Source organism: Egbenema bharatensis FJBBOT/2019, from assembly GCF_048077055.1.
GTDB lineage: Bacteria > Cyanobacteriota > Cyanobacteriia > Elainellales > Elainellaceae > Egbenema > Egbenema bharatensis.
Genome location: NZ_CP182236.1, coordinates 4276980 through 4297087, shown reverse-complemented (window position 1 = coordinate 4297087; position 20108 = coordinate 4276980). Strand labels below are relative to the sequence as shown.

Here is a 20108-nt window from a genome sequence, read left to right as displayed (position 1 = left end):
TAAGCTGGGAAGTAAGTGCTGAGTTATTGCTTTTACCTTGATCCTGCTTGTTCTCCTTGCTCTATCCCTTACTGGTGCCGCCATTTTCACCTTCAGGCTCTGGAATTCCCTTCGCCAAACGCCCTTTCTCCAACCCAATCCCCCATCTCCAACTCCGGTTCCCTTTCCTACCACTGCGATCATTATTCCTGCCTACAACGAAGCCGAAAATATCGAAGAGTGCGTTACGTCAGTCCTGGAAAGCACAGTTGCCGCAGATTGCCTTCAGGTTTGGGTGGTTGATGATCAATCCACGGATGACACTGCAACGATCGTCCAATTACTTCAATCCACCCGGAATGATCCTCGTCTGCATTTGCTGATGGGGCAACCGCGTCCGGACGGGGAAATCTGGGTGGGGAAAAGCTGGCCTGTGTGCAGGGAGCTGAGAAAGTCCGGGGTGATTTTTTGTTGTTCATTGATGCCGATGTTCGGTTGGAACCAGGGGCGATCGAAGCGGCTGTCCGTACCGCAGAGCGAGAAAAGATTGACTTGTTGACCTGCGGGCCAGCGATCGTCTGTGGCTGTTTGGCAGAGTGGTTAGTGCAACCGCTGATGTTCAGCACTATTTTGATTGGGTTTAATGCTGATGCAGTGAACGATCCTCAATCAGATACAGCCTTTGCTGCCGGGCCATTTATGCTGTTTCGCCGTAGTGCCTATGAGCAAATTGGGGGGCATCGAGCTGTAGGAGATCAGGTTGTAGAAGATGTCGCCCTGGCGCATTTGGTCAAGCAAAGAGGATTAACCCTGCGGTTGCTGTCCGGCATCAAACTGGTGTCTGTACGAATGTATCGATCGGGGTCAGCTTTATGGGAAGGCTGGACAAAAAACCTGTTCCTTGCCTCAGGTCGTAACTTGATCAAATCACTCCTCTTTGCCGCATTAATGCCTTTGATTTTTACAGTTCCCTGGATTGTCTCTCTGACTTTACTCACCAGGGCTTTCTTTTATCCTTTGACTGTTTACGAGCAACTGTCGATCGCCCTCTCGTTGATTACGATTGGCATCCATTTTGTGATGCGAAAGATTATGCTAGAAGCCAGTCATTTTCCGCTGCGATATTGGTGGTTGTCGGGTGTAGGGGGTGGGGTAATTTCAGCTATCACCCTTGCCTCTATAATCAAAACAGAAACCGGGTGGGGTTGGAACCTGGCGTGGGCGATCGTTGAAACCAAACCCCACCCCACCTCTGCCTTGAACCAGGATCGCCCGCCTGGAGGAAGGCAAAGCCCGATTAGTCTTCCTACACTTGATAAAGAAGCTGAGTTCCTGGATGATCATGGCGAAATCAGACAAATGCCTATCTGCGAGAGAAAAACTGGTTGCCTCTATCTGGAGTGCGACAGTGGGAATGGTCGCTCTCGCGGCAATTTTTGGCCGTGGTAATCCAGGGGCGATCGCGGTTCCTCCCATAGCGGCTGCCGTAACGTCTATGTTTATCATAAATGCCGACGAGCAGCGCAAGCGAATTCCTGAACAGTCCGAAAAGATGCAGCAGATCGAGTCGCGGTTAGAAACGCTGGAAACCATTCTGACTGGGAGTGATTACGAACAGTTGATCGACTCAGTTCGGAGTTCTCATCCATCTAAGTTATCCGATCGCACCTGATGCACGGTTCGTCCTGTATCAATCCTCTTGAGACACATCGATCGCTTTTTTCTTCAAGTAAATGTTCTTCATGTGCTTCTTGACTGTATTCGGGGTAATACAAAGCTCTGAAGCAATTTGTTTGTAGGTATAATTTGCCCTATGGAGTAACCAGGTTTCCCGTTCGCGGGATGTTAAACCATACTTTTCGGATTCTTCGATCGCAACATTTTTAATGTATTGATAGTAATCATGAATACTCAGTAACAGACAAGGTTGATTCCTATCTTCCAGCTTCAGCCATCTGGCTCGCGCATTAAAGACGATCGAGCTATCTACAAACACTTTTGATTCAATTAGCCAGTGCTGGCGGGGAAACCGATATCGGCTTTCAATCAATGTTTGACAAATATGCCAGATTTCCCCCGGTATGATGTCAGTTACCGAATGGGTGAGTCCATCGCGGTTGAGTTGACGGAGAATGCGCTGGGCACAATCGTTTGCATAGATCAATTCTTTTTGTTCAGTTAAAATCAAAATTCCATCCACTAAATCCTCAATGATTTTTTCTGGCAAAAAAGTTTGACTACAGGAGCTTTGGGAAGCGTAGGTTTTGGATGCGGTTCTAAATTCTTTCTGAGTATTAATATTGCTATTGTCTAAACCGGGCATAATAATCGTCATTAAATTGCCTCCAGAGCATTAATCTGACCTTAGAAGCTGGCAAGGACTCTCCTTTCCCTCAAGATGTAGTAATTAGTCTGACCCTTCAGCGGCAAGGAAACCGAGGTTTGACCCGAATTCTAAACTTTCTGCCTGCCAAAGCATGAAGAGCCAGGTTGTGTTCTATCTGCCAGCCAGGATTATTTCTCTGAATCAAATGATCGATCGCAAGAAAAATCCTGAGTTGAGTTGTCAAAATCCACACAGCTTAAAACCACCGCAGAATTCTCTGTGTAGTTTGATTGAAGTATTGAGTTGATGTGGATAAAAACTCACTTAGTTACTCAGTTTAGCCGGTTGCTCCAGTATTCCAGAGTAAAGGTGAGCATTACAAATGTAACGCTTCACAGTATGGCTCTTCTCTATGAAAGCCTGAAATACATCAACTGTCAACGAGGAAATATTTGTCCATACACTTCTTACCCCCTAAGGGGAACTCACGTAAGAGTACCCTGTTTGGGTACTGACAATACCGATCGGAGCTGTAATTATGGATTCAGTTGACAAGCCAGACGGAATTGAAAAAGAGCATAAAGCTGAACACATATTTACTGAAGGTTGGTCAATCAATCGGAAAAACAAAAAACTACAAGGATACAGATCATGTCTAACGTAATGCAAGAAATGGCCGCAAAAGCATCTCGTCCCCAGCAGCGTGTAATTGGTGTTCCAGGACAACCGGATGAACTAACTTTAACGGAAACTCGTTCTCAAACGATCGTGGGCCCTGTCACTTTCAGATTGTTTGATCTGGATGTAAAAGGATTGGGTGCAAATCCGGCTGAGCCAGCAAACTCTCAGTACATTATTGCTGAGGATGAAGAATTTGTTGTTGGCGTAAAAGTTGAGTTCAACAAAACTCCTCTGACTGAGCTACTGATGTGTCTGGGAACCCGAATCAAGATTAACTTTGGTCTGGAAGGATATGGTCTGAAGGCAGCAGAACTGGATTTGCAGGCATCAATCGTATCTGAAAAGGGCAAGTATATCTACCATGTCAAGACTGAGCCAACTCGGCCCATCGACCAAAAAATGCCCTATGGGCTATATGCGATCGGTGCAGTTGCAACCGTTGGCCCCGTTGAAAATCCTTGCACGACCAAGATTTGGGGTCATGGATACATTGAAAGAGTGCTGCTCCAGGTTTATCCGGCTGGATTGGAATAGTTCTTCCCGCTCCGTAGTTCTCCCCCTTGAATCGGTTCATGCTAATCGACGGTCAACACCTCGAAGGGTAGCGATGATCTGAAACCAGGGATTTAGCCTGGTAGGACATTGTGCCTACCAGGTTTTTATTTAATCATGATCAAGGATGACTACCATGAGTAGCTTCGATTGGGAACGTTTTCTGAGACGGTGGAGCCAGGAAATCTTAGAGACCCTTGATTACGCGCAGGAACAACTACCACCGGAAGTGATTGAAAGAGGCTGGCTCGGCTATCCAGGGGCAACTGAAGCCCAGATTGCTCAGGCTGAAGTCCGTTTAGGAACCACTCTCCCGCCATCCTATCGAGCGTTTCTAAAGGTGACGAATGGCTGGCGACAAACGACTCCGTTTATTCATCATCTGTGGTCGGTTGAAGAAATTTTGTGGTTTGCCGATAGACACCCGAAATGGCTCAATACCTGGCTAGAAAAATCTGAGCACTTGGAGTCACCAGCACAGGAAGGATTGCCCCTCTCCGTAGAGGACAAAGAGTATTTTGTGTACGGCAGTGAGCAGGATTGCAGCAAGATTCGGGCTGAGTATTTACAAACGGCTCTGGAAATCAGCAAACGTGGGGAGGCAGCGATTTATTTACTGAATCCCCAGGTCATTACAGAGGAAGGAGAGTGGGAAGCCTGGTTTTTAGGAGACTGGCTACCGGGAGCCGATCGCTATCGATCGTTTCAAGCGATGATGCAGGCTGAGTATGAGAGTTTTCTTGAACTCAGGGAACCCCCCCAACGGTCTGTCCGGTCAAGCTCGAAGCAACCGCATGGCTCTCCTACTGCCGTGCCCCCAGACGACTGGCAGACGCTGGCTTCTTTCATCATTAAGTTCCAGACCCGCCAGATAGAAGGACAGCCGGAGCAGCGCACCATGATGAGCCGTCATGTAGAAACGGACACCGTTAAAACCATTCCAGGTAATGATCCTCAAACGGTTCAAGAGTGGATGGTGGAGCAGCTAGAGACTGTTATTGAACCAACGTCCCCACCTGAGAACAGCCAACCTCCTGCCTCTCTAAAACAGCCTCCTGTTCCTCCAGCAGAAACCGTAACCCTGGAAATTACACAGCTACGGGTTATCTCTGAAACAGAGCCAAGCATGATGGTGGATCTGGCTCATCCTGTGTTTCCAGTTCCAATTCAGCACGGACAACCCTTCACCCTGGAAGTGATAATGAATATCAAAAATTCAACAGTCATTTCCCTGGAACCAACCTTTGCTTGTCGGATTCAGGGCATCGCTCACGAAGTCACGACCTGTTCCGAAATTGACCTGGGAGAGATGGTGATCGATCTTTCAACTGAACCAACTGAACCAACTGAACCAACTAATCCAACCGATCGCATCGCCCGGTTCACCAATCTCAAACTCCAGCAACCTGGAATTTACCGCCTCAAGGTGTGGGTCACACCGCAAAATTTTGCTGCATCACCCGGTTACTTTAAAGTTCCTATGCTGCAAGTGTTGTAGCTATCCTGCCCAGGTATTAGATTCAAAATCCTAAAACGTTATCACACTTTATTCAATTACCGCTGTTTATTCCGATCAAAGCATTTGTCATGATTAATCATTTACTCAATCAAATCAATCAGTTTGCAAAACGTTGTTTGTATCCTGAATCACAACCTCAATTACATTCTCAATTAATTTCTCAAAGATGTCCAATTTGCTGTATTGTACCGCCCCATATGTTGGATCACATTATCCGATATGGAGACGACCAAAACCATGATTGGGCCCTTGAAACCTTGAGAGCCTCAGAGCAACTTCGGGGTAAACGTAAAATCATGGGCAGCGTTTCACCTGATACGGCATCAGATCGGTTACAGCGCGCCGTTTATGATGCCAAAAATAGTAAATCCTTGCCAGGTGTTTTAGTACGTAGTGAAGGTGATCCTCCCAGCAGAGATGTTGCGGTGAATGAAGCCTATGATGGAGCAGGTCAAACCTATAAACTATTCCGTGATGTTTACAATCGCAATTCCATTGACGATCGCGGATTACGGATAGATTCCACCGTTCATTTCGATGTGCGCTACGATAACGCTTTTTGGGACGGTGTACAGTTGGTTTACGGGGATGGAGATGAAAGATTATTTAATCGTTTTACTATCGCGCTAGATGTAATTGGCCATGAGCTAATGCATGGCATTATTCAGTACGAAGCAGGGTTACTGTATCGAGATGAATCGGGAGCATTAAATGAATCTTTCTCTGATATCTTTGGTTCCCTGGTTAAACAACATGCGCTGAACCAAACCGTCGATCAGGCAGACTGGTTGATTGGGGCTGGCATTCTCACTGATAACGTTAACGGTATCGCTATTCGTTCTCTAAAAGCACCTGGAACCGCCTATAACGATCGAGTTTTAGGCAAAGATCCCCAGCCCAGCCATTACTCCCAACGCTATCAGGGAACGGTGAACGATGGCGGGATGCATATTAATTCCGGAATTCCTAACCATGCCTTTTATCTTGCCTCAATGGCGATCGGCGGTTTTGCCTGGGAAACCACTGGACAAATTTGGTATCAGGCTCTGAGAGAAGAATTACGCCCCCGCTCTAATTTTCAGGATGCAGCTCGCGCCACAATCTCGATCGCTAGCAACCGATACGGAGAGAATAGCCGAGAGCATCGGGCGATTGATCAGGCCTGGCAGCAGGTTGGCGTAATCTAAAGATCATAATTTAGAAATAACAGTAGCGATCGAGGCAGCAACATGCAGGTTTCCTTTGAACGCAGGGGTGGTTTTACAGGCATTCCAATTGAGGTGACAGTGAATACGGCTGCGCTCTCTCCTGAAGAGACAGCCCAACTGCACCGCCTGGTGGAAGCGGCTCGCTTTTTTGATTTGCCCGCGCAAATGAATGACCTTCCCCAGCCCGATCGGTTTTACTATAAAGTGACCGTCTGGCAGGGCGATCGACAGCATACCGTCAGGGTGGGAGAATCTGCTGTACCCCCTCCCCTTTATCCACTCCTGGATTGGTTAATGGAAGCAGCTCGACGAGAATAATCAGAAATGCAAATTTAATAACCTGAAATTTTGTGGGGTGGGCATCTTGCCTGCCCAGTCAAAGCAGCAGAGCGGTAAACAGGTTATTTAATCCAAGATTCTAAACTCATCTTTTAACCTTCCCTTTTCAGCCCCTAGTAGACCTCGGCAGCAATACGCCCACCTTTTGTAGTTCAGGCTGCAAGCCTGCGCGGGCAAGATGCCCGCTCTACGGTTGCTCAATTCACGCTCGCTTCTACTAGTCCTTTTCAACCCCTAGAGCAAGGCATTTAGCCGTTGCACGATCGGTTCCTGTTGCCGCTGGGAAATATGCTGATAGGTCTGCACCAGTTCATCCACAAGCTGCTGCTCTGAAGTCACATTAGGATGAGAGGACAATGGTTCATCCATGATGCTGTGCGGGTTGGACTGAAAGAGGGTTGTGGTTAGATCCTTCAAGAGCGCATCATCAATTGGCTCAGTTTCCTCAGATTGATTGAAGCTAATTTCTAGCAAATGCATCTTTGCCTGACAACGGACGATCGCCCGATGGGGACGCTTAAAATTAACCTGTTCCATAATAAAAACAGTACAAATCGTTGGAAAGTAGTATACCTGCCTCTGCCACCCTTAACTCAACTGGCTCAGGACAGAATAGGAGAAGTTCAACAGTCCCCTAAAGATAGACTTTTACAACTCCTCCGGGTCAACGCCCAATTCTCGCAGCTTTGCGGCCAGGCGATCGGCCCGTTGCTTTTCCTGCTCCGCTCGTTGTTTTTCCTGCTCGGCTCGTTCATCCCCACTCAACAGTAAATTGCCTTGATCATCCCACCAGCGCAACCAGGGTAAGGTCTGGTTCATGTATGATCCTTGCCAAATCCCCAGTTCTACCCCCATTGGTGGAATCGGAAAGTGGCCGCGATCGTTAGGTTCACAGCGTTGATAGTGGTTCGCGCTCAGTTCGTAGACTTCAACGGAGGCTTTTTTGACTTCATAAATGGCATAGAACGGCACCCGAATCGCCTGTTCGTAAACCCAGAATTTTCCGGCTTTGGCTCTATCGCCATCCAGGGGAGAGGTGGTGTCCCTCTCTTCAGAACCGTTGCCTGAAACAAATTCAATCACGATCAGGGGCGCGACGATCTCTTGCCACATTACATAGGAACGCCGCATTTCCCCGTTTAGCAAGGAGGGCACGTTCGGCACATAAAACCAGTCTGGAGCCTCTGCACCGCGTTCCGGCGGCTCGGTCAACTGCCAGTAAATTCCGCTATCCTGTCCGATGGTATATCGCCCGGTTGGATGCAAGGCATCGAGAGTTGGACGAATTGAATCCGTCAGGAGGAGACTTTGGGGATGCTCCTGGAATTTTTTCACAAATGTACCGTCGGTTTCCGGGAGCTGGGTGTGATCCGGAAGCGTTAGTTTGGTTTGGGATGGGGCGATGGACATATCAACGCTCCGCGATCGTCGTAACAGTACGTCTTGTGATTATCGTCCACCGACAATCACATTTTTGATCCGGACATGGGGTCCACCCGTGCTGACCGGAAGTGGCATCTGACCGCCTTTACCGCACCCGCCATTGCGATACACCGTGTCATTACCGATCGCCTCTATATCCTTCAACGTCTGGAACACATTCCCGGTCAACGTGACATCGCTGACAGGTTCAGCAATTTTGCCATCGCGGATCATGTAGCCCTCGGCCGCAGAGAAGGTGAACATTTCGCCATTCGTCTGTCCCCCCAGCATTTGCACCGCGTAAACCCCTTCCTCAATGTCGCCAATCATCTCCTCAAAGGAGGCATCACCGGGTTCAATGCCCGTATTCGTCATCCGCACGATCGGAGGATGCATGGCGCTAATTGCCCGCGCATTGCCCGTTGGGGCTTCCTGCATCTTGCCTGCGGTTTCCCGACTGTGGAGTCGTTGGGTAAGAACCCCGTCTTTGATTAAAGACTTGCGCTGGGTGGGAACGCCCTCATCGTCGTACTTGAGGGAACCGGGTAGATCGGGCATTGTACCATCGTCAATGACATTCAACTGCGGAATGGCGATCGGCTTGCCCAGGGTCAGCAACTCCTGCATCCGGGGGTTCTCGTAAACAAAATCAGCTTCCGACAGGTGGCCAAAGGCTTCATGAATAAAGACTCCCGCCAGATAGGGATCGAGGACAACGGTGTACTGTCCGCCTTTGACGGATTTGGCATCTAATTGGCGCACCGCTCTCTCGGCTGCCTGCTTCACCCGATCGCCAATCCCCTGTAGCACGTCATAATCCGATCGGGAATGCACTGATTCAAAGCCCTGGCGCACCACACCCCCTTCCCCTCTGGCAATCACGCCAAACCGGCCCGACACATCCAGCCGTTCCTGGGCGATACAAGTGCCGAGGGAATTGACAAAGTAAATCGTACGAAACCGATCGCTATACCCCGACATGGTGGTTTGAATCCGGGGGTCAAATTCCAGCAGCAGCTTATTGTAGTCCTCAACCAACTGCCGCTTCGTATCCAGCCCAATCCCGCGCGGATCATGACCCAACTCCACAGCAACATAATCCTGAACGGGTTCAATCTCTGCCAGTTGGGTGGTTTCATTGCCAATCAGTTTGGCCTGGGAAATCGCTTCTTCCACTCGATTGCCCAGATCCGCCAACCCGTTGAAGGTGACAAAGCTCCAGCCCCCCTTATGACAGGCACGAATGCCCCCAGCCAGACCAAAGCTGCGATCGACTCCATCCAGCCGTTCCCCCCGGTAGGAAATCGAGGTGGATTCGCCTTGCTCCAAGCGCACCTCCAGGTAATCGACTCGATCGCGGTAGGGGGCGATCGTTTCTAGCAACCGATCCTGCAACGAAGTAGCTGTAACCACACGCTTGTTCCTCTTGGCTGAGATGTGCTGTCTATTAGTCTAGCCCAGCGGAGGGGGAAATCAGGAGCAGTGTTGCTGTACCAGGAGTCAGAACCATCCGGGTTGGATAGGAGAAACGATCGATTGGCAGAGTTCAACGATCGCCCTCCATCATGCAGCCTTAGACCCTAGGTCGGGTTTGCAATCAGCGTCAATTCGTAGCTACTGGAGTTAAGGGTGCTGGCTGGGCTAACGCGGACATAGTAAGTTCCAGTTGATAGGGCCCGGGTAAAGCTGCGGGATGACAGATTACTAAAGCCAGTTCTCAGAATTTCACCCTGATCAATCAATCCATTGCCATTGGCATCAAAGATCAAATCGGTCTTCGTGGTGCCGGATGGACTGCTGATTCGGACTTCCACATTACTATCCTGATTGAGCGTGAACCGATAAAGGTCTTGCGTATCCAGGAGTCCTACATAATCTCTGCCCTGGAAGGTACTGGACGGCCGTTGATTCAGCGTTCCCAGATTAAATGCTGTCGGCAGGGTGTTTCCCGGAGCAGGGGAAAGATTGCCAGGGGTGGGGGTAGACACCAGGGCTAGATCATAGCTGGTGAACGTACTGCTACTGCTAGGGCTGACTCGGACAAAATAGGTTCCCGATGGGAGAGCCTGGGTAAAGCTGCGGGACGACAAATTGCTGGAGCCTGACCGAAGCACCTCGCCCTGGTCAACCAATCCATTGCCGTTCGCATCGAAGATCAGTTCTGTCCGGGTTGCACCTGAAGGGCTGTTAATCCGGACTTCCAGATTAGAAATTTGGTTTAACGTAAACCGATAAAAGTCTGCGCTGTTAGCGGGATTCACTACTCCCTGGCGAGTGGCAGTTCCAGATAGAGCGCCGATGTCAAAAGCGGTATTGAGACTGTTGCCAGCGGCAGGGGGAACGGGAGCAGGAGCAGGAGCAGGAGCAGGAGCAGGAATCGGGGCAGGAATCGGAACGGGTGCGGGGAGGGGAGCCGGAGAGGCTGCCAGTCTAAGCCTGTAGCGGGTATCCCCATTCCGACGACCGATTTGCAGGAAATATCGTCCGGCTGCTAATTCTCGCGTAATGGTTCTGCCTCTGGCTGCCCTGGGCTGGTTGAATCGCGTAATGGCCCGCCCCCGATCGTTGAGGATACGGACATTGACGGCTGCACGTAAACCGTTCACTGCAACAGAGAAGCTGCTGCGGGCCCCAGGGTAAAGCGGTAGAAATCAAATCGATCGGATTGACTCAGTGAATCACGCACCGTTCTGACTCCATTCAAGCGTCTGAGATTGCGAGCCGTGCTAATGGAGTTTCCAGATTGTCTACTCATAGATTCTTAATTAGTTCCCATAAATACTGCGATCGCCTGCCAGATTTTGCTCTGAACATTGCACCGCGATCAGTTCCGTCTGCCAGCCCAAATTTGCCCTGATAGCTACAGAAAATCAGGTGTGCCCAAAGAGACAAACCAGCCTGCATCACTAAGGATTTGCACTGAAAAGATCCTGAACTAAAATCAGGCTAACAACCCGATAGGGGGAATTTCGGGGGGATTTCAAAAAGATATGGCTGCTTTTATGAAGAGAGTATGATGACTCATCAGATACTCTGAGGTGGTTGCCAGTACGGATTACGACTCCAGTAAAATTCTAAGGAATACGAATTTAATCATCTGAAACTCTTGTGGGGTGGGCAGCGTTTCGACTGAGCTTTCGACCTGAGCTCAAGCCGAAGGGCTCAAGCCGAAGTCCTGCCCGCCCAGTCCGCGAAGTAAAACGTCGCACAGGTGATTGAATCCATGATCCTTAGCCAGAGCGTTAGGGTCGCTGAATGATATTCTCCATCACCCGCCGTTTGGCCCCTGGTTCAATCCCAAACAGCCGCACGTATTCCCCTTCGTGGTTCATTAAACATGACTCTAAAGCCTCGATCGCCTTGGTTTCGTTATGGGTATCGATCGCAGCACAGCTTTGCCAGGATCCAGATCGGAATCGCCGCTGATCAACGTGTTCCAGTCCAATGTGATAGCCCTGGGAGAGGAGGCTGCGAACCTGTTGCAGAACCTCTGGCTGCAAGTGCGCCCCATTGGCAGGAGCCGGAGTTGACTTGAATTCCGATCGCCGTGAAGTGGGAGCCGCTTGAGCTGTAGCCTTACCATTCCCCGATCGATATTCTGTTCTGTCTTCCCCGGATTGATATCCGCTCGATGGATGTCCATCCGATCGATATCCTCCCGTTCTATCTCCACCGAAACCAGACCCAGCATAGGACGCAGAGTTGGACGGTTGAGAGGAACTGGACTGGGATTCTGAAATCGCCCGGTTGTAGGCAGAAGCCAGCCGTAGCTCGTGCAGTCGCCCCTGTTCGATCACCATCAACTCCCCTTCTTCAATTAAGTGATTGAGATTGAAGTTCGGTTTCTGGAAGTTGACCTTCTCCTTCGCATTGACCAGCTTAGCCCCCACCTGATCAAAGCCGATCGACTGAATAAATGCCAGGACTTGTTCATCGTAAATTCGGGAACGCAAGGCCCCAAAAAAGTCGATCGACTGCCCATCAAAGTGATTCACCAGTTGTTCAACATCAGAACTAGATAGCCCATCCGTCTCAAAAATGCCCTGAGCAATCTTCAGGCGATCGTCTCGATTCGGTTCCCAGTAGAATTTCTCCATCCGCCCATCCCGGACTAACGGCGCGTAGAGTGTGCCAAAGTCATTTCCGGTGACGATGATGGGTACGCGGGGCAGAGGTTCCTCATCGTAGCTGCCAGGAAGCTGCACGTTCGTCGGATTATCGGCAATGTTCATCAACGTCGCATTGACCAACTGCGTGTTAACGGTATACTGCGTTCCGCCATCGACGCGCCCAGCCCCCGCATCAATATCATTGATTATCAACACCGCCATTCTGCCGCGTTTGCGAATAATCTCCGCCGCTTCCCGGTAGCGCAATCGCACCAATCGGGACGGATCGCCCGCATCAGGGCTTTCCAACTCGCCCGCCGACATATGCACCGCTTCAATTCCCATCCGTTGAAAGACTAATTCACACTGAAAGGATTTTCCTTCACCTTTATGACCATGAATTCCCAGAATTAATGGCACCCGAACATTGGACAGATCGAGAAAATTCTTGGTGATGTGGATGGCTAGTTTGTTGAGGAAGCGAGGTGCAATGTAGAACGACATAGGAGGTTGAAGGGTAAGGAGATCAGCAAAAACCGTTAGACGATCGAACGATCGCATTCTTTCAGACTCTTTAATCTATCATGAATGATCAAACGCCCTCATTGGAATTAGCCACCATGAGTGAATATCAATATTACGAATTCCAGGCGATCGATCGTCCTTTAACTGCCAAAGAGCAAGCGGAGATTGCCAAACTATCCAGTCGGGTGCAACTGACCCCGCATCGAGCCATTTTTGTCTACAACTACGGTGATTTTCGCGGCGATCCTGAACAGGTATTGACCCAATACTTTGACATGATGTTCTACATCGCCAATTGGGGCACCTGGCAGTTAATCTTCCGGTTTCCCAAGGCAATGGTTGATCCTGCCTGGTTTCAACCCTATGAACTACCCGATATGCTTTCTGTTTCCACCAGCGGCAAATATACTGTTCTGGAAATTGTCATCCACGAGGAAGAGGGCATTCGCGGTTGGGTGGAAGGTGAGGGTTGGCTGCCTCGCTTGTTGCCGTTGCGGGATGATTTGATGCGGGGAGATGTCCGCCTGCTTTATCTGGTCTGGTTACGGGTTGCGCCGTTTCTAAGAGGTTATAACCTGGAGGAAGATCCGATCGAACCCCCGATTCCGCCCAATTTAAATCAACTTTCCGCCCCCCTCAAGGCATTTATGGAGTTAGTAGAGCTTGATCCCGATCTGGTCAAAGTTGCTGCCCAATCCAGTCCCCGTCAAACCCCAGCATCCCAACCGCCCCTGGAAACCTAGGCTCCCTGAATTATCCCAGGCTGAACAACAGGAATTTTTGCTGAAGCTGGTACGCCGCGAACCCCATGTTGACCTACAACTGATCCAGCGACTACAGGAATTAGCAGGTACAGCCAAGTCCACTGTACAAACTGCTCCCGGACAACGGCGACTGTCGGAACTGGCAGCGATCGCCGACACCACGGCAACCCAGCGGCAACAGGCAGAGGAAACAGCCGCGCAGAAACAACGCATCAAAGAATTACAGGCACTTTCCCCCAAGGAAGCGCAAACCTGGGACAGAGTCATGGATCTGATTGCGCTCAAGCAGTCCAAAGCCTACGATGAAGCCACAGTGCTGTTGCATGATCTCCGGGATCTGGCTGAACATCAGGGAAGATTGCCAGAATTTGCCCGACGGATTGAACGGCTCAAGGCAGATTATTCCAATCGATCGGCTTTACTCCGGCGGTTGGCCAGTATCAGGGTGACTTGACTGCTGATAGAGTCAGCTTACCTACCCAAATCCCCCTACACTCTTGTGGGGTGGGCATCTTGCCCGCCCAGTCAGCCATCCTTAAAGAGTCACTTGATTCAGACTTAATCTCCATCAGACTCAACCTCAGCCCGTTCCCGATCGCATTTCGTCAGCCGATCGATCAATCGCTCCAGGGTGAAAATACCAAAACCGTCACCGAGAAAGGGCAGATGACCCGGCGGTGCATTGTGGCTAAAGTTGATTTCGCTGTAGCGTTTCCAGTGTTTGTCGGTAAAGATTAAACCACTCCGCCAGCCCACCCGATCGCCAAACCCGGCCCAGACATCTGCCTTATCCCAGTACAGCTGATGAAGCGGTTGCCAGATCGATCGCTGCACACTGAAGCCATAGCGACCCCGACTATATTGCACCCAGAGCTGATCAACAATTTGCAGATCGCGGCAGGGACACTCGGTAATCCGGTAGGGATTGGGGGCAGGTTCGCCAAAGGGATCTAGCCCGATCGCCCGAAACAGGGCAATGCGCGTTTCCTGATCCGCCTCCTTCCAGCGTTTTCCCGCCAGGGCACTCTGCAACCGTCCGTAGTGCTGTTGGGTGTAGAATTTCTGGACTGCCTGCTGGGCAATGGCTTCCGGGCGATCGTGCAATAGCTGATAGGCTTCCTCTCGCACCGCCACCGATCGATCCTGCAAGGCCTGCACCACCAGGTACAACCCCCGTCGCCCATGCTGCAATGCTGCGGTTAAGGCGGCCAGTCGCTCTGCTTCGATCGGACTACTTAAGCCGCGACGAACGCCCTCCAACCCACCCAGCACCACCCCGCCGATCGGCACACTGCTCTGCCCGCCCAGCACCACATCATCCCTTCGAGGTTGCCCAGATTCCGCCATTTGTTGTCCTTACCAATGCAGCCGTAACCCTTGCTCCACCATAAAATCCTGCAACTCTGGCAACAACTGGTAGGGAATAATATCCGTCGGCATCAGTTCCGGTTCCCCCTGCGCCACCAACCATCCCGCCGTTGCCCCTGCCGCTGAACCAATCACCCATTCACCGTAGTGAATCCGGGTTGAAGCATTCACAATATGGGAAGCAGCAATCCCCTTGCCGCCGATCAGGACATTATCCACACCCTGGGGAATCAGGCTTTCCAGGGGAATCACCGTGGGTAGCACCAGGTCATCGTATTCTGTGGGAGCACTGCTGGCTTCATGGGAAGGGCGATGATCGCGGTAGCGGCAACCGTGAATATCAACCCGGTAGTGAGTTACCCCCACTGAGGTCAAACCGAAATCCCTTGCGCCACCAATATCCGCCCGGATGTCCATCTCCACCATCATGAACTCATCCTGCCCGTAGGCCGATCGCCCCAGAATCCGTCGTCCTTCTCGGATGTAGGGGAACATACTCAGACCCGATCGGGTGCCCATTGGCGAATCCGCTCCATACAGATAAGCCAGGGGAAAACCCGGTTCAGATTTATTTTTAATCAACCATTCCGCAAAGAGTTGGGCATGGTCTTCCGCATGCTTCAACGCCCGGAAGGATAAACCGCCCATCCAGTTCTGAAACTGTCCGGTGGCAGCCAATTCTTCATCGGTCAGAAGCAGCGGCGGATCCATCCAGACCCAATCATTGCCCCGGTTCCAGTTAATCATGGCAACATCGCCCAGCATTGGATAGCCAGCGCGAGGATCATTCAGCTTGGTACTAACAATTCGCCGATAGTGGAAGAAGCTGCCGCCTTCAAACATGGAGAATCGTCCCAGATTGAAGTCGTTCTCATGCTCCCGTCGCGAATAGTCAGGTTCGAGCTGAGAGAGTTTCGCCAGGCTGTTGCCTCCATCATCTGCCAGAGCCAGGGCAAAGGGATAGGTGAACCCCTGGGTACATTGGGGATTGTCTTTCAATGGAGCATGGACTTCGCCCAAAGTATCCCGCGACTCTGAACCTAAACGATAGGGAATTCTGGCCCAGCCAACGACCTCTCCAGTATCCGTGGCATCAATCACGATCATCCGCTCACCAGGAGGGGGTTGCAGCCGAATCGGCACTTTCTCGAAGGTGTCATCGGACTCCCAGGAATACCAGACGGGCAATTCAGAGGAGGCAGTCCCCAGGGGCATATAGTCCGGATCGCGGGGAATTCGCTTGACCCCGTAGATGGCAGTTACTTCCTGCCCAGTGACATCAAATTCTGCCCCTTTGAAGGCCGTAGAGGTGGCCCATTGGCTACCGGGGGCTGAGGGAACCAGGGAATCCAATAACTGTTCCGAGGCACTGGCTCCGGCGACGGGCGGAAAACACAGCGTTGCCACCCAGCAGCTATTCACATCGGGCACCTGAACCGAGGCGGGCAATCCCGTCCAACTGGGCATCGTGACCCACTGATCTTTAATCAGTTGCCGAAACGCGACCCAACTCGGCGCAAAGTTCCCCATCGATCGCATCACGATCGACTCATCCAGCGCAGACACTCCCTGAGAACTCACCTGTCCCCCTAACCAGGGGGTTAATTCAATCAAGCAGGTTTTTGCCCCTGCCTGCATGGCTTTGGATGCTGCTGCAACGCCCCCCAGGGAGCCACTGACCACCGCCACCTCACATTCCCACACTTCCTCGGGTTCTGGCAGGGGAGAAAGCTGCGGTCTGCCGCTCATCTGCCCAATCATGTTATCCACCGATTGCGAAGTCCAGATTTCCTGGGGTTGTTGAATGTCCGGCTGCTCGAAGGACATGGGGGTAATCGTCCCTCCCCAGGAGAAGTATTGCAACGTCCCTAAAAGCACACTGGCACTACCGGGAACCAGAAAACTGACGATCGCTAATTGCGTAATCTGACGGGGAGATAACGGTCGATTCACAGCCAAAACTCACCAAACACGACTTCAGACAAATAGGGCAGAACTGAATACATGGCGTTCTGCAAGGACGGGTGTTGAGCCTTTACGCTAAATGTGGCGTGACTCGGTTGATTCACCTCATTTTTCTAGAACACAAGTTTTATACTAATTTAGGATTTAAATCCTGAACCACTGAATTCGTGAAATTTCAATGGAATGGCACATTTTGGGGAGCATCTCACTTTTATGACGGTGGGCACACAGCAGTGTGCCCCTACGATGGGCTAACTGCGGGTGGCGACCCTGCGCGGGCTGGGACGGGTGGCCGGTTGAGGTAAAAGGGATTGCAGGACAGGCTCCCGGTGGTTATTTAGCGTGCCGTAGAAGAAGAAAGAGAATCCAGCAAACTCTCGATCGCGGGTCATTCTCACCTTTTCTTCCACCAGAGCCGTCTCGACATTGAGCACTCGTAATCCCGTCAAAATGCCAATGCTGGTAGGAACCTGATTGCGAATCGTTCGTAATTCCGGTCGATCTAACTCCGCCTGAAAGCCGTTGATGTCACTGCGATAGACCTGAATGATCAACTCATCCAGAAACCCCAGCCGCACCCAGGGGGCCCAGTCTTGCAGGTAGTTCTCATAGGAAAACTGCTTGGGATTGGGGGAAAGGGAAATCAGGCAGTCGGGTCGGCGGGTTTTGATGGCAGAGAAAATCTTCACCATCATCGTTGTGACATTGCGGGCCCGCCAGCGCATCCAGTCTGGATCGCGGGGATTATCGGGGGGAGCGTTGCCGTTGTGCTGCTGTTTGTACAGATTGACGGTGTAGTCGTCATAGCCCAGTTCTACGGGAGTGCCAAAATGATCGTCGAACTGAATGCCGTCGATGTCGTACTTGTCAACGACCTCCACCATCAAATCGGTCATCAGTTCCTGAACTTCTGGGTGGGCTGGGTTGAGCCAAACAAAGTGATACTGACCCCGATCGCCCTGGACAAAAATCTGACTGCCATCCTGGCGGGCCATAATCCATTCGGGATGCTGCTGGGCAATTTCTGAATCTTCCATGGCCATCAAGCCGAATTCGTACCAGGGAATCACGGCTAATCCCTGCTCATGCCCAATTTCGATCGCCTCTGCCAGCATATCCCGCCCTTCAAGCTCCGGGATTGGATCAATGGCTGCTCCAAAGGATTTTTCGGCCACTTCGCTGGGATAGAGCGTATAACCCCCATTCCAGACCGTCGGATAGACGGTGTTAAAATTCAGCCGCTTCAGTTGGGCAATGCCATCTTCCAAATTTCGGCGGGAAAACAGGACATCGCTATCCACGTTGGTCAACCAGACCCCACGCAATTCCGCCCTGGGAGGCAAATCAGATATGGCTGGCGTAGACTGAGCCACTGCGATCGAGGGCCAGTGAGCCACCAGAGCCATGATTAACCCCAGGGCCAGCAGCAGCAGCGATCGAATTTTTTGTTTGATTAGTTTCTGTTTGATTGGCTTAACGCTTTGGTCAGAATGACGATTCCAGGCTATTCTCCTCAATACCACACCGGACTTCATGGTTTCAGTCCCTTTGAATTTCAACTCTCAAGATTATAGGCAAGTTTTTCCCGATCACTGATCTCAATCCCGCGATCGAGGCAAAAAGATGGGTGATTGCGATCGGGTTTGGGGGGGATGCTTGCGCTACGGATGGCTGGATTAAGTTAGAGGGTGTTTGAAAAATGGTCTGTTGTGCTTTTGGACACATTAGATCCCCCCTAACCCCCCTTGAAAAGGGGGAACCGAACTCAAAGTCCCCCTTGTTAAGGCTGTCCTTTAGGCAGAAGTTTGTAGAACCATTACTGGCAGTAGATTCCAGGGACTAGGTGAGAGAGACTGTAGCGTAGATAGTCACAGTGGAGTCAACACTACCATAAAAAATTGGACGAGCTTAGAGATCCCTCATAGTTGTCTAACTGACTGGGTCCATTTCACTATGCCGGTCACAGTGGAAGTGCCCCGGAACCATCCGACCCCTCACAAGCTGGAGCCGGTCACTCTCAATGCCGTCTTCGTGGAGGAAGCCGTCCCGCCGTCCGACGGGGGTAAGCCGATCCGGTGGTTGCTGTTAACGAGCTTGCCCATTGAGAGCTTTGAGCAGGTGAGTCAGTGCGTTGAGTGGTACAGCTATCGGTGGTTAATCGAGCGGTTTCATTACACGCTCAAGAGTGGCTGTGGCATAGAAGAGTTGCAACTTGAGAGCGCCTTGCGTAAGCGAAAGGCGCTTGCGACCTATAGCATCGTCGCCTGGCGATTGATGTGGCTAACCTACCAGGCTCGGCTGACCCCAGATGCCTCTTGTCAAGTCGTGCTGCAACCTGCCGAGTGGCGACTGTTGCGCCGGAAATTCGTCCCCAAAAGTCGCTCAAACAAGCCGCCCACTTTGCGCCAAGCGATGGTTTGGATTGCCCAACTAGGGGGATTTTTGGCGCGTAAAGGGGATGGAGAGCCTGGGGTGAAAACGTTGTGGCGCGGGCTCACTAAGCTCCATAACCTGATGGAGGGAGCGCAACTCGCTTCTAAAACTTAGGCTATGTAAGCTTTTGAGCAACTTTTGCCTAAAGGACAGCCCAAAGGGAGAGGGATTTAGGGTGAGGGCAACAAAAGTGACATGCTCCCTCGCTGGCTGAGCATTAGAGAGACAACTAATCATGCTTCTGGCAATTACGCTTCTGGCTCAACTCCCAAAGCCCGTAACTGTTCCGCTAATTGACTCGCCCGTGCCTCTGCCTGGGCCGCAGCTTCCTCTGGCGTGGGATCAATTCTCCGGTGGGTGAAAAATATCGCAGTACGCCCTCCGGCATGCCCAGGGATAGACCGAGGACCTCACTCCAGATCCGTCCTTCCCTATCCGGTGCGATCGATTCATAGTGCTGATTCACCAACCGAAACCCAGCAAAATCAAGGGTTTCTGGCGCGAACCAGAAGTACTCCGGTGTCCGAAACCGATCTTGATAGAGGGTCTTTTTCAAGTTTTTATCCGTCCGTGCGGTGGAATCCGACAGCAACTCAATGATCAAATCGGGATACTGTCCGTCCTCCTCCCAAACGACCCACGATCGGCGCGGACGTTTTTGAGTGCGATTGACCAGAAAGAAGTCTGGCCCCGAAACTCCCGATTTTTCAACTGTTCCCGACTGAAGTAGATAGTCAGACTCGCCCCAATGAAGAAATCCGTTCGATCGCGCCACAACCACTCCAAACAGGACACCAGCAGGGCCAACTGGGCGTAATGCAGCGAGCTTTCCATTTCCGGTTCATTACTTTCCAGTTGGGTCGCATCGGGCATTAAATCCGCCAATTCCTGAGCTGTCAGTGCCATGATGGATCGTCC

Annotated in this window: 20 protein-coding genes and 1 pseudogene; 10 read left to right on the top strand and 11 right to left on the bottom strand. The window is 51.2% G+C overall.

Going from position 1 to position 20108, the window contains the following annotated elements:
- Positions 1-37: 37 nt before the first annotated feature.
- The 3 genes from ACM1PF_RS19850 to ACM1PF_RS19840 are packed head-to-tail and all read left to right on the top strand — an operon-like array spanning position 38 to position 1651.
- On the top strand, positions 38-538 hold the full coding sequence (locus tag ACM1PF_RS19850) for a glycosyltransferase (RefSeq protein ID WP_416666377.1): 501 nt from the start codon (positions 38-40) through the stop codon (positions 536-538).
- The gene (locus tag ACM1PF_RS19845; protein WP_416666376.1) at positions 448-1428 is read left to right on the top strand and encodes a glycosyltransferase family 2 protein; all 981 of its coding nucleotides are present in this window, start codon (positions 448-450) and stop codon (positions 1426-1428) included. Before ACM1PF_RS19850 ends, ACM1PF_RS19845 begins: the two co-directional genes overlap by 91 nt.
- A complete protein-coding gene (locus ACM1PF_RS19840) occupies positions 1394-1651 on the top strand; it encodes a hypothetical protein (protein ID WP_416666375.1) in 258 nt (85 codons plus the stop codon). The genes ACM1PF_RS19845 and ACM1PF_RS19840 overlap by 35 nt, the downstream gene beginning before the upstream one ends.
- An 18-nt stretch (positions 1652-1669) precedes the next feature.
- Here ACM1PF_RS19840 and ACM1PF_RS19835 read toward each other — a convergent pair whose 3' ends face one another.
- The gene (locus ACM1PF_RS19835) at positions 1670-2314 is read right to left on the bottom strand and encodes a helix-turn-helix transcriptional regulator (RefSeq protein ID WP_416666374.1); all 645 of its coding nucleotides are present in this window, start codon (positions 2312-2314) and stop codon (positions 1670-1672) included.
- Positions 2315-2956: 642 nt separating this feature from the next.
- Here ACM1PF_RS19835 and ACM1PF_RS19830 point away from each other — a divergent pair.
- The 4 genes from ACM1PF_RS19830 (at position 2957) to ACM1PF_RS19815 (ending at position 6583) form a co-directional block, all read left to right on the top strand.
- Complete coding sequence (locus ACM1PF_RS19830) at positions 2957-3520, top strand: hypothetical protein (RefSeq protein WP_416666373.1); 564 nt, start codon at positions 2957-2959, stop codon at positions 3518-3520.
- A 154-nt stretch (positions 3521-3674) separates the two neighbouring features.
- A complete protein-coding gene (locus ACM1PF_RS19825; protein WP_416666372.1) occupies positions 3675-5036 on the top strand; it encodes an SMI1/KNR4 family protein in 1362 nt (453 codons plus the stop codon).
- Positions 5037-5254: 218 nt separating this feature from the next.
- The gene (locus ACM1PF_RS19820) at positions 5255-6244 is read left to right on the top strand and encodes a M4 family metallopeptidase (RefSeq protein ID WP_416666371.1); all 990 of its coding nucleotides are present in this window, start codon (positions 5255-5257) and stop codon (positions 6242-6244) included.
- 42 nt (positions 6245-6286) lie between these two features.
- Positions 6287-6583 carry a protealysin inhibitor emfourin gene (locus tag ACM1PF_RS19815; RefSeq protein ID WP_416666370.1) on the top strand — a complete coding sequence of 99 codons (297 nt, stop codon included), beginning with the start codon at positions 6287-6289 and terminating at the stop codon, positions 6581-6583.
- A 255-nt stretch (positions 6584-6838) separates the two neighbouring features.
- On the opposite strand, the gene ACM1PF_RS19810 is transcribed toward ACM1PF_RS19815, so the two are convergent.
- The 6 genes from ACM1PF_RS19810 to ACM1PF_RS19785 all read right to left on the bottom strand — a co-directional run bounded on the left by ACM1PF_RS19810 (position 6839) and on the right by ACM1PF_RS19785 (position 12639).
- Positions 6839-7141, bottom strand: coding sequence for a hypothetical protein (locus ACM1PF_RS19810; RefSeq protein WP_416666369.1), 303 nt, complete (start codon positions 7139-7141; stop codon positions 6839-6841).
- Between the two features lie 111 nt (positions 7142-7252).
- Positions 7253-8014, bottom strand: a complete 762-nt coding sequence (locus tag ACM1PF_RS19805) for a Uma2 family endonuclease (protein ID WP_416666368.1) — start codon at positions 8012-8014, stop codon at positions 7253-7255.
- A 39-nt stretch (positions 8015-8053) separates the two neighbouring features.
- Positions 8054-9421, bottom strand: a complete 1368-nt coding sequence (locus ACM1PF_RS19800; protein ID WP_416676732.1) for a TldD/PmbA family protein — start codon at positions 9419-9421, stop codon at positions 8054-8056.
- 185 nt (positions 9422-9606) lie between these two features.
- Positions 9607-10632 (bottom strand): PPC domain-containing protein, encoded by a 1026-nt coding sequence (locus ACM1PF_RS19795; RefSeq protein WP_416666367.1) that lies wholly within the window; start codon positions 10630-10632, stop codon positions 9607-9609.
- Positions 10629-10781 (bottom strand): hypothetical protein, encoded by a 153-nt coding sequence (locus ACM1PF_RS19790; protein WP_416666366.1) that lies wholly within the window; start codon positions 10779-10781, stop codon positions 10629-10631. The genes ACM1PF_RS19795 and ACM1PF_RS19790 overlap by 4 nt, the downstream gene beginning before the upstream one ends.
- Before the next feature lie 487 nt (positions 10782-11268).
- Positions 11269-12639: a ribulose bisphosphate carboxylase small subunit gene (locus tag ACM1PF_RS19785; RefSeq protein ID WP_416666365.1), complete on the bottom strand. Its 1371-nt coding sequence runs from the start codon at positions 12637-12639 to the stop codon at positions 11269-11271.
- Positions 12640-12719: 80 nt separating this feature from the next.
- Here ACM1PF_RS19785 and ACM1PF_RS19780 point away from each other — a divergent pair, with 80 nt between their 5' ends.
- Positions 12720-13403, top strand: a complete 684-nt coding sequence (locus ACM1PF_RS19780) for a hypothetical protein (RefSeq protein ID WP_416666364.1) — start codon at positions 12720-12722, stop codon at positions 13401-13403.
- 37 nt (positions 13404-13440) lie between these two features.
- Complete coding sequence (locus ACM1PF_RS19775; protein ID WP_416666363.1) at positions 13441-13878, top strand: hypothetical protein; 438 nt, start codon at positions 13441-13443, stop codon at positions 13876-13878.
- Positions 13879-13982: 104 nt separating this feature from the next.
- On the opposite strand, the gene ACM1PF_RS19770 is transcribed toward ACM1PF_RS19775, so the two are convergent.
- From ACM1PF_RS19770 to ACM1PF_RS19760, 3 genes are all read right to left on the bottom strand, one after another.
- The gene (locus ACM1PF_RS19770; protein WP_416666362.1) at positions 13983-14771 is read right to left on the bottom strand and encodes a GUN4 domain-containing protein; all 789 of its coding nucleotides are present in this window, start codon (positions 14769-14771) and stop codon (positions 13983-13985) included.
- A gap of 9 nt (positions 14772-14780) precedes the next feature.
- Entirely contained in the window at positions 14781-16745 is a 1965-nt protein-coding gene (locus ACM1PF_RS19765; protein WP_416666361.1) for an FAD-dependent oxidoreductase, read from the bottom strand.
- 263 nt (positions 16746-17008) lie between these two features.
- Positions 17009-18292 carry a glycoside hydrolase family 10 protein gene (locus ACM1PF_RS19760; RefSeq protein WP_416666360.1) on the bottom strand — a complete coding sequence of 428 codons (1284 nt, stop codon included), beginning with the start codon at positions 18290-18292 and terminating at the stop codon, positions 17009-17011.
- Positions 18293-18710: 418 nt separating this feature from the next.
- Here ACM1PF_RS19760 and ACM1PF_RS19755 point away from each other — a divergent pair, with 418 nt between their 5' ends.
- A complete protein-coding gene (locus ACM1PF_RS19755; protein WP_416666359.1) occupies positions 18711-19304 on the top strand; it encodes an IS4 family transposase in 594 nt (197 codons plus the stop codon).
- 134 nt (positions 19305-19438) lie between these two features.
- On the opposite strand, the pseudogene ACM1PF_RS19750 reads toward ACM1PF_RS19755, so the two are convergent.
- Positions 19439-20096: pseudogene (locus ACM1PF_RS19750) on the bottom strand (Uma2 family endonuclease).
- Between the last annotated feature and the right edge of the window lie 12 nt (positions 20097-20108).

Bases quoted from the DNA above. Each gene is read 5' to 3' on its own strand.
- ACM1PF_RS19840 (WP_416666375.1), top strand. From the start codon at position 1,394: ATGGTCGCTCTCGCGGCAATTTTTGGCCGTGGTAATCCAGGGGCGATC.
- ACM1PF_RS19785 (WP_416666365.1), bottom strand. From the start codon at position 12,639: ATGTCGTTCTACATTGCACCTCGCTTCCTCAACAAACTAGCCATCCAC.
- ACM1PF_RS19790 (WP_416666366.1), bottom strand. From the start codon at position 10,781: ATGAGTAGACAATCTGGAAACTCCATTAGCACGGCTCGCAATCTCAGA.
- ACM1PF_RS19810 (WP_416666369.1), bottom strand. From the start codon at position 7,141: ATGGAACAGGTTAATTTTAAGCGTCCCCATCGGGCGATCGTCCGTTGT.
- ACM1PF_RS19825 (WP_416666372.1), top strand. From the start codon at position 3,675: ATGAGTAGCTTCGATTGGGAACGTTTTCTGAGACGGTGGAGCCAGGAA.
- ACM1PF_RS19780 (WP_416666364.1), top strand. From the start codon at position 12,720: ATGAATGATCAAACGCCCTCATTGGAATTAGCCACCATGAGTGAATAT.
- ACM1PF_RS19830 (WP_416666373.1), top strand. From the start codon at position 2,957: ATGTCTAACGTAATGCAAGAAATGGCCGCAAAAGCATCTCGTCCCCAG.
- ACM1PF_RS19815 (WP_416666370.1), top strand. From the start codon at position 6,287: ATGCAGGTTTCCTTTGAACGCAGGGGTGGTTTTACAGGCATTCCAATT.
- ACM1PF_RS19770 (WP_416666362.1), bottom strand. From the start codon at position 14,771: ATGGCGGAATCTGGGCAACCTCGAAGGGATGATGTGGTGCTGGGCGGG.
- ACM1PF_RS19835 (WP_416666374.1), bottom strand. From the start codon at position 2,314: ATGACGATTATTATGCCCGGTTTAGACAATAGCAATATTAATACTCAG.
- ACM1PF_RS19820 (WP_416666371.1), top strand. From the start codon at position 5,255: ATGTTGGATCACATTATCCGATATGGAGACGACCAAAACCATGATTGG.
- ACM1PF_RS19755 (WP_416666359.1), top strand. From the start codon at position 18,711: ATGCCGGTCACAGTGGAAGTGCCCCGGAACCATCCGACCCCTCACAAG.
- ACM1PF_RS19805 (WP_416666368.1), bottom strand. From the start codon at position 8,014: ATGTCCATCGCCCCATCCCAAACCAAACTAACGCTTCCGGATCACACC.
- ACM1PF_RS19760 (WP_416666360.1), bottom strand. From the start codon at position 18,292: ATGAAGTCCGGTGTGGTATTGAGGAGAATAGCCTGGAATCGTCATTCT.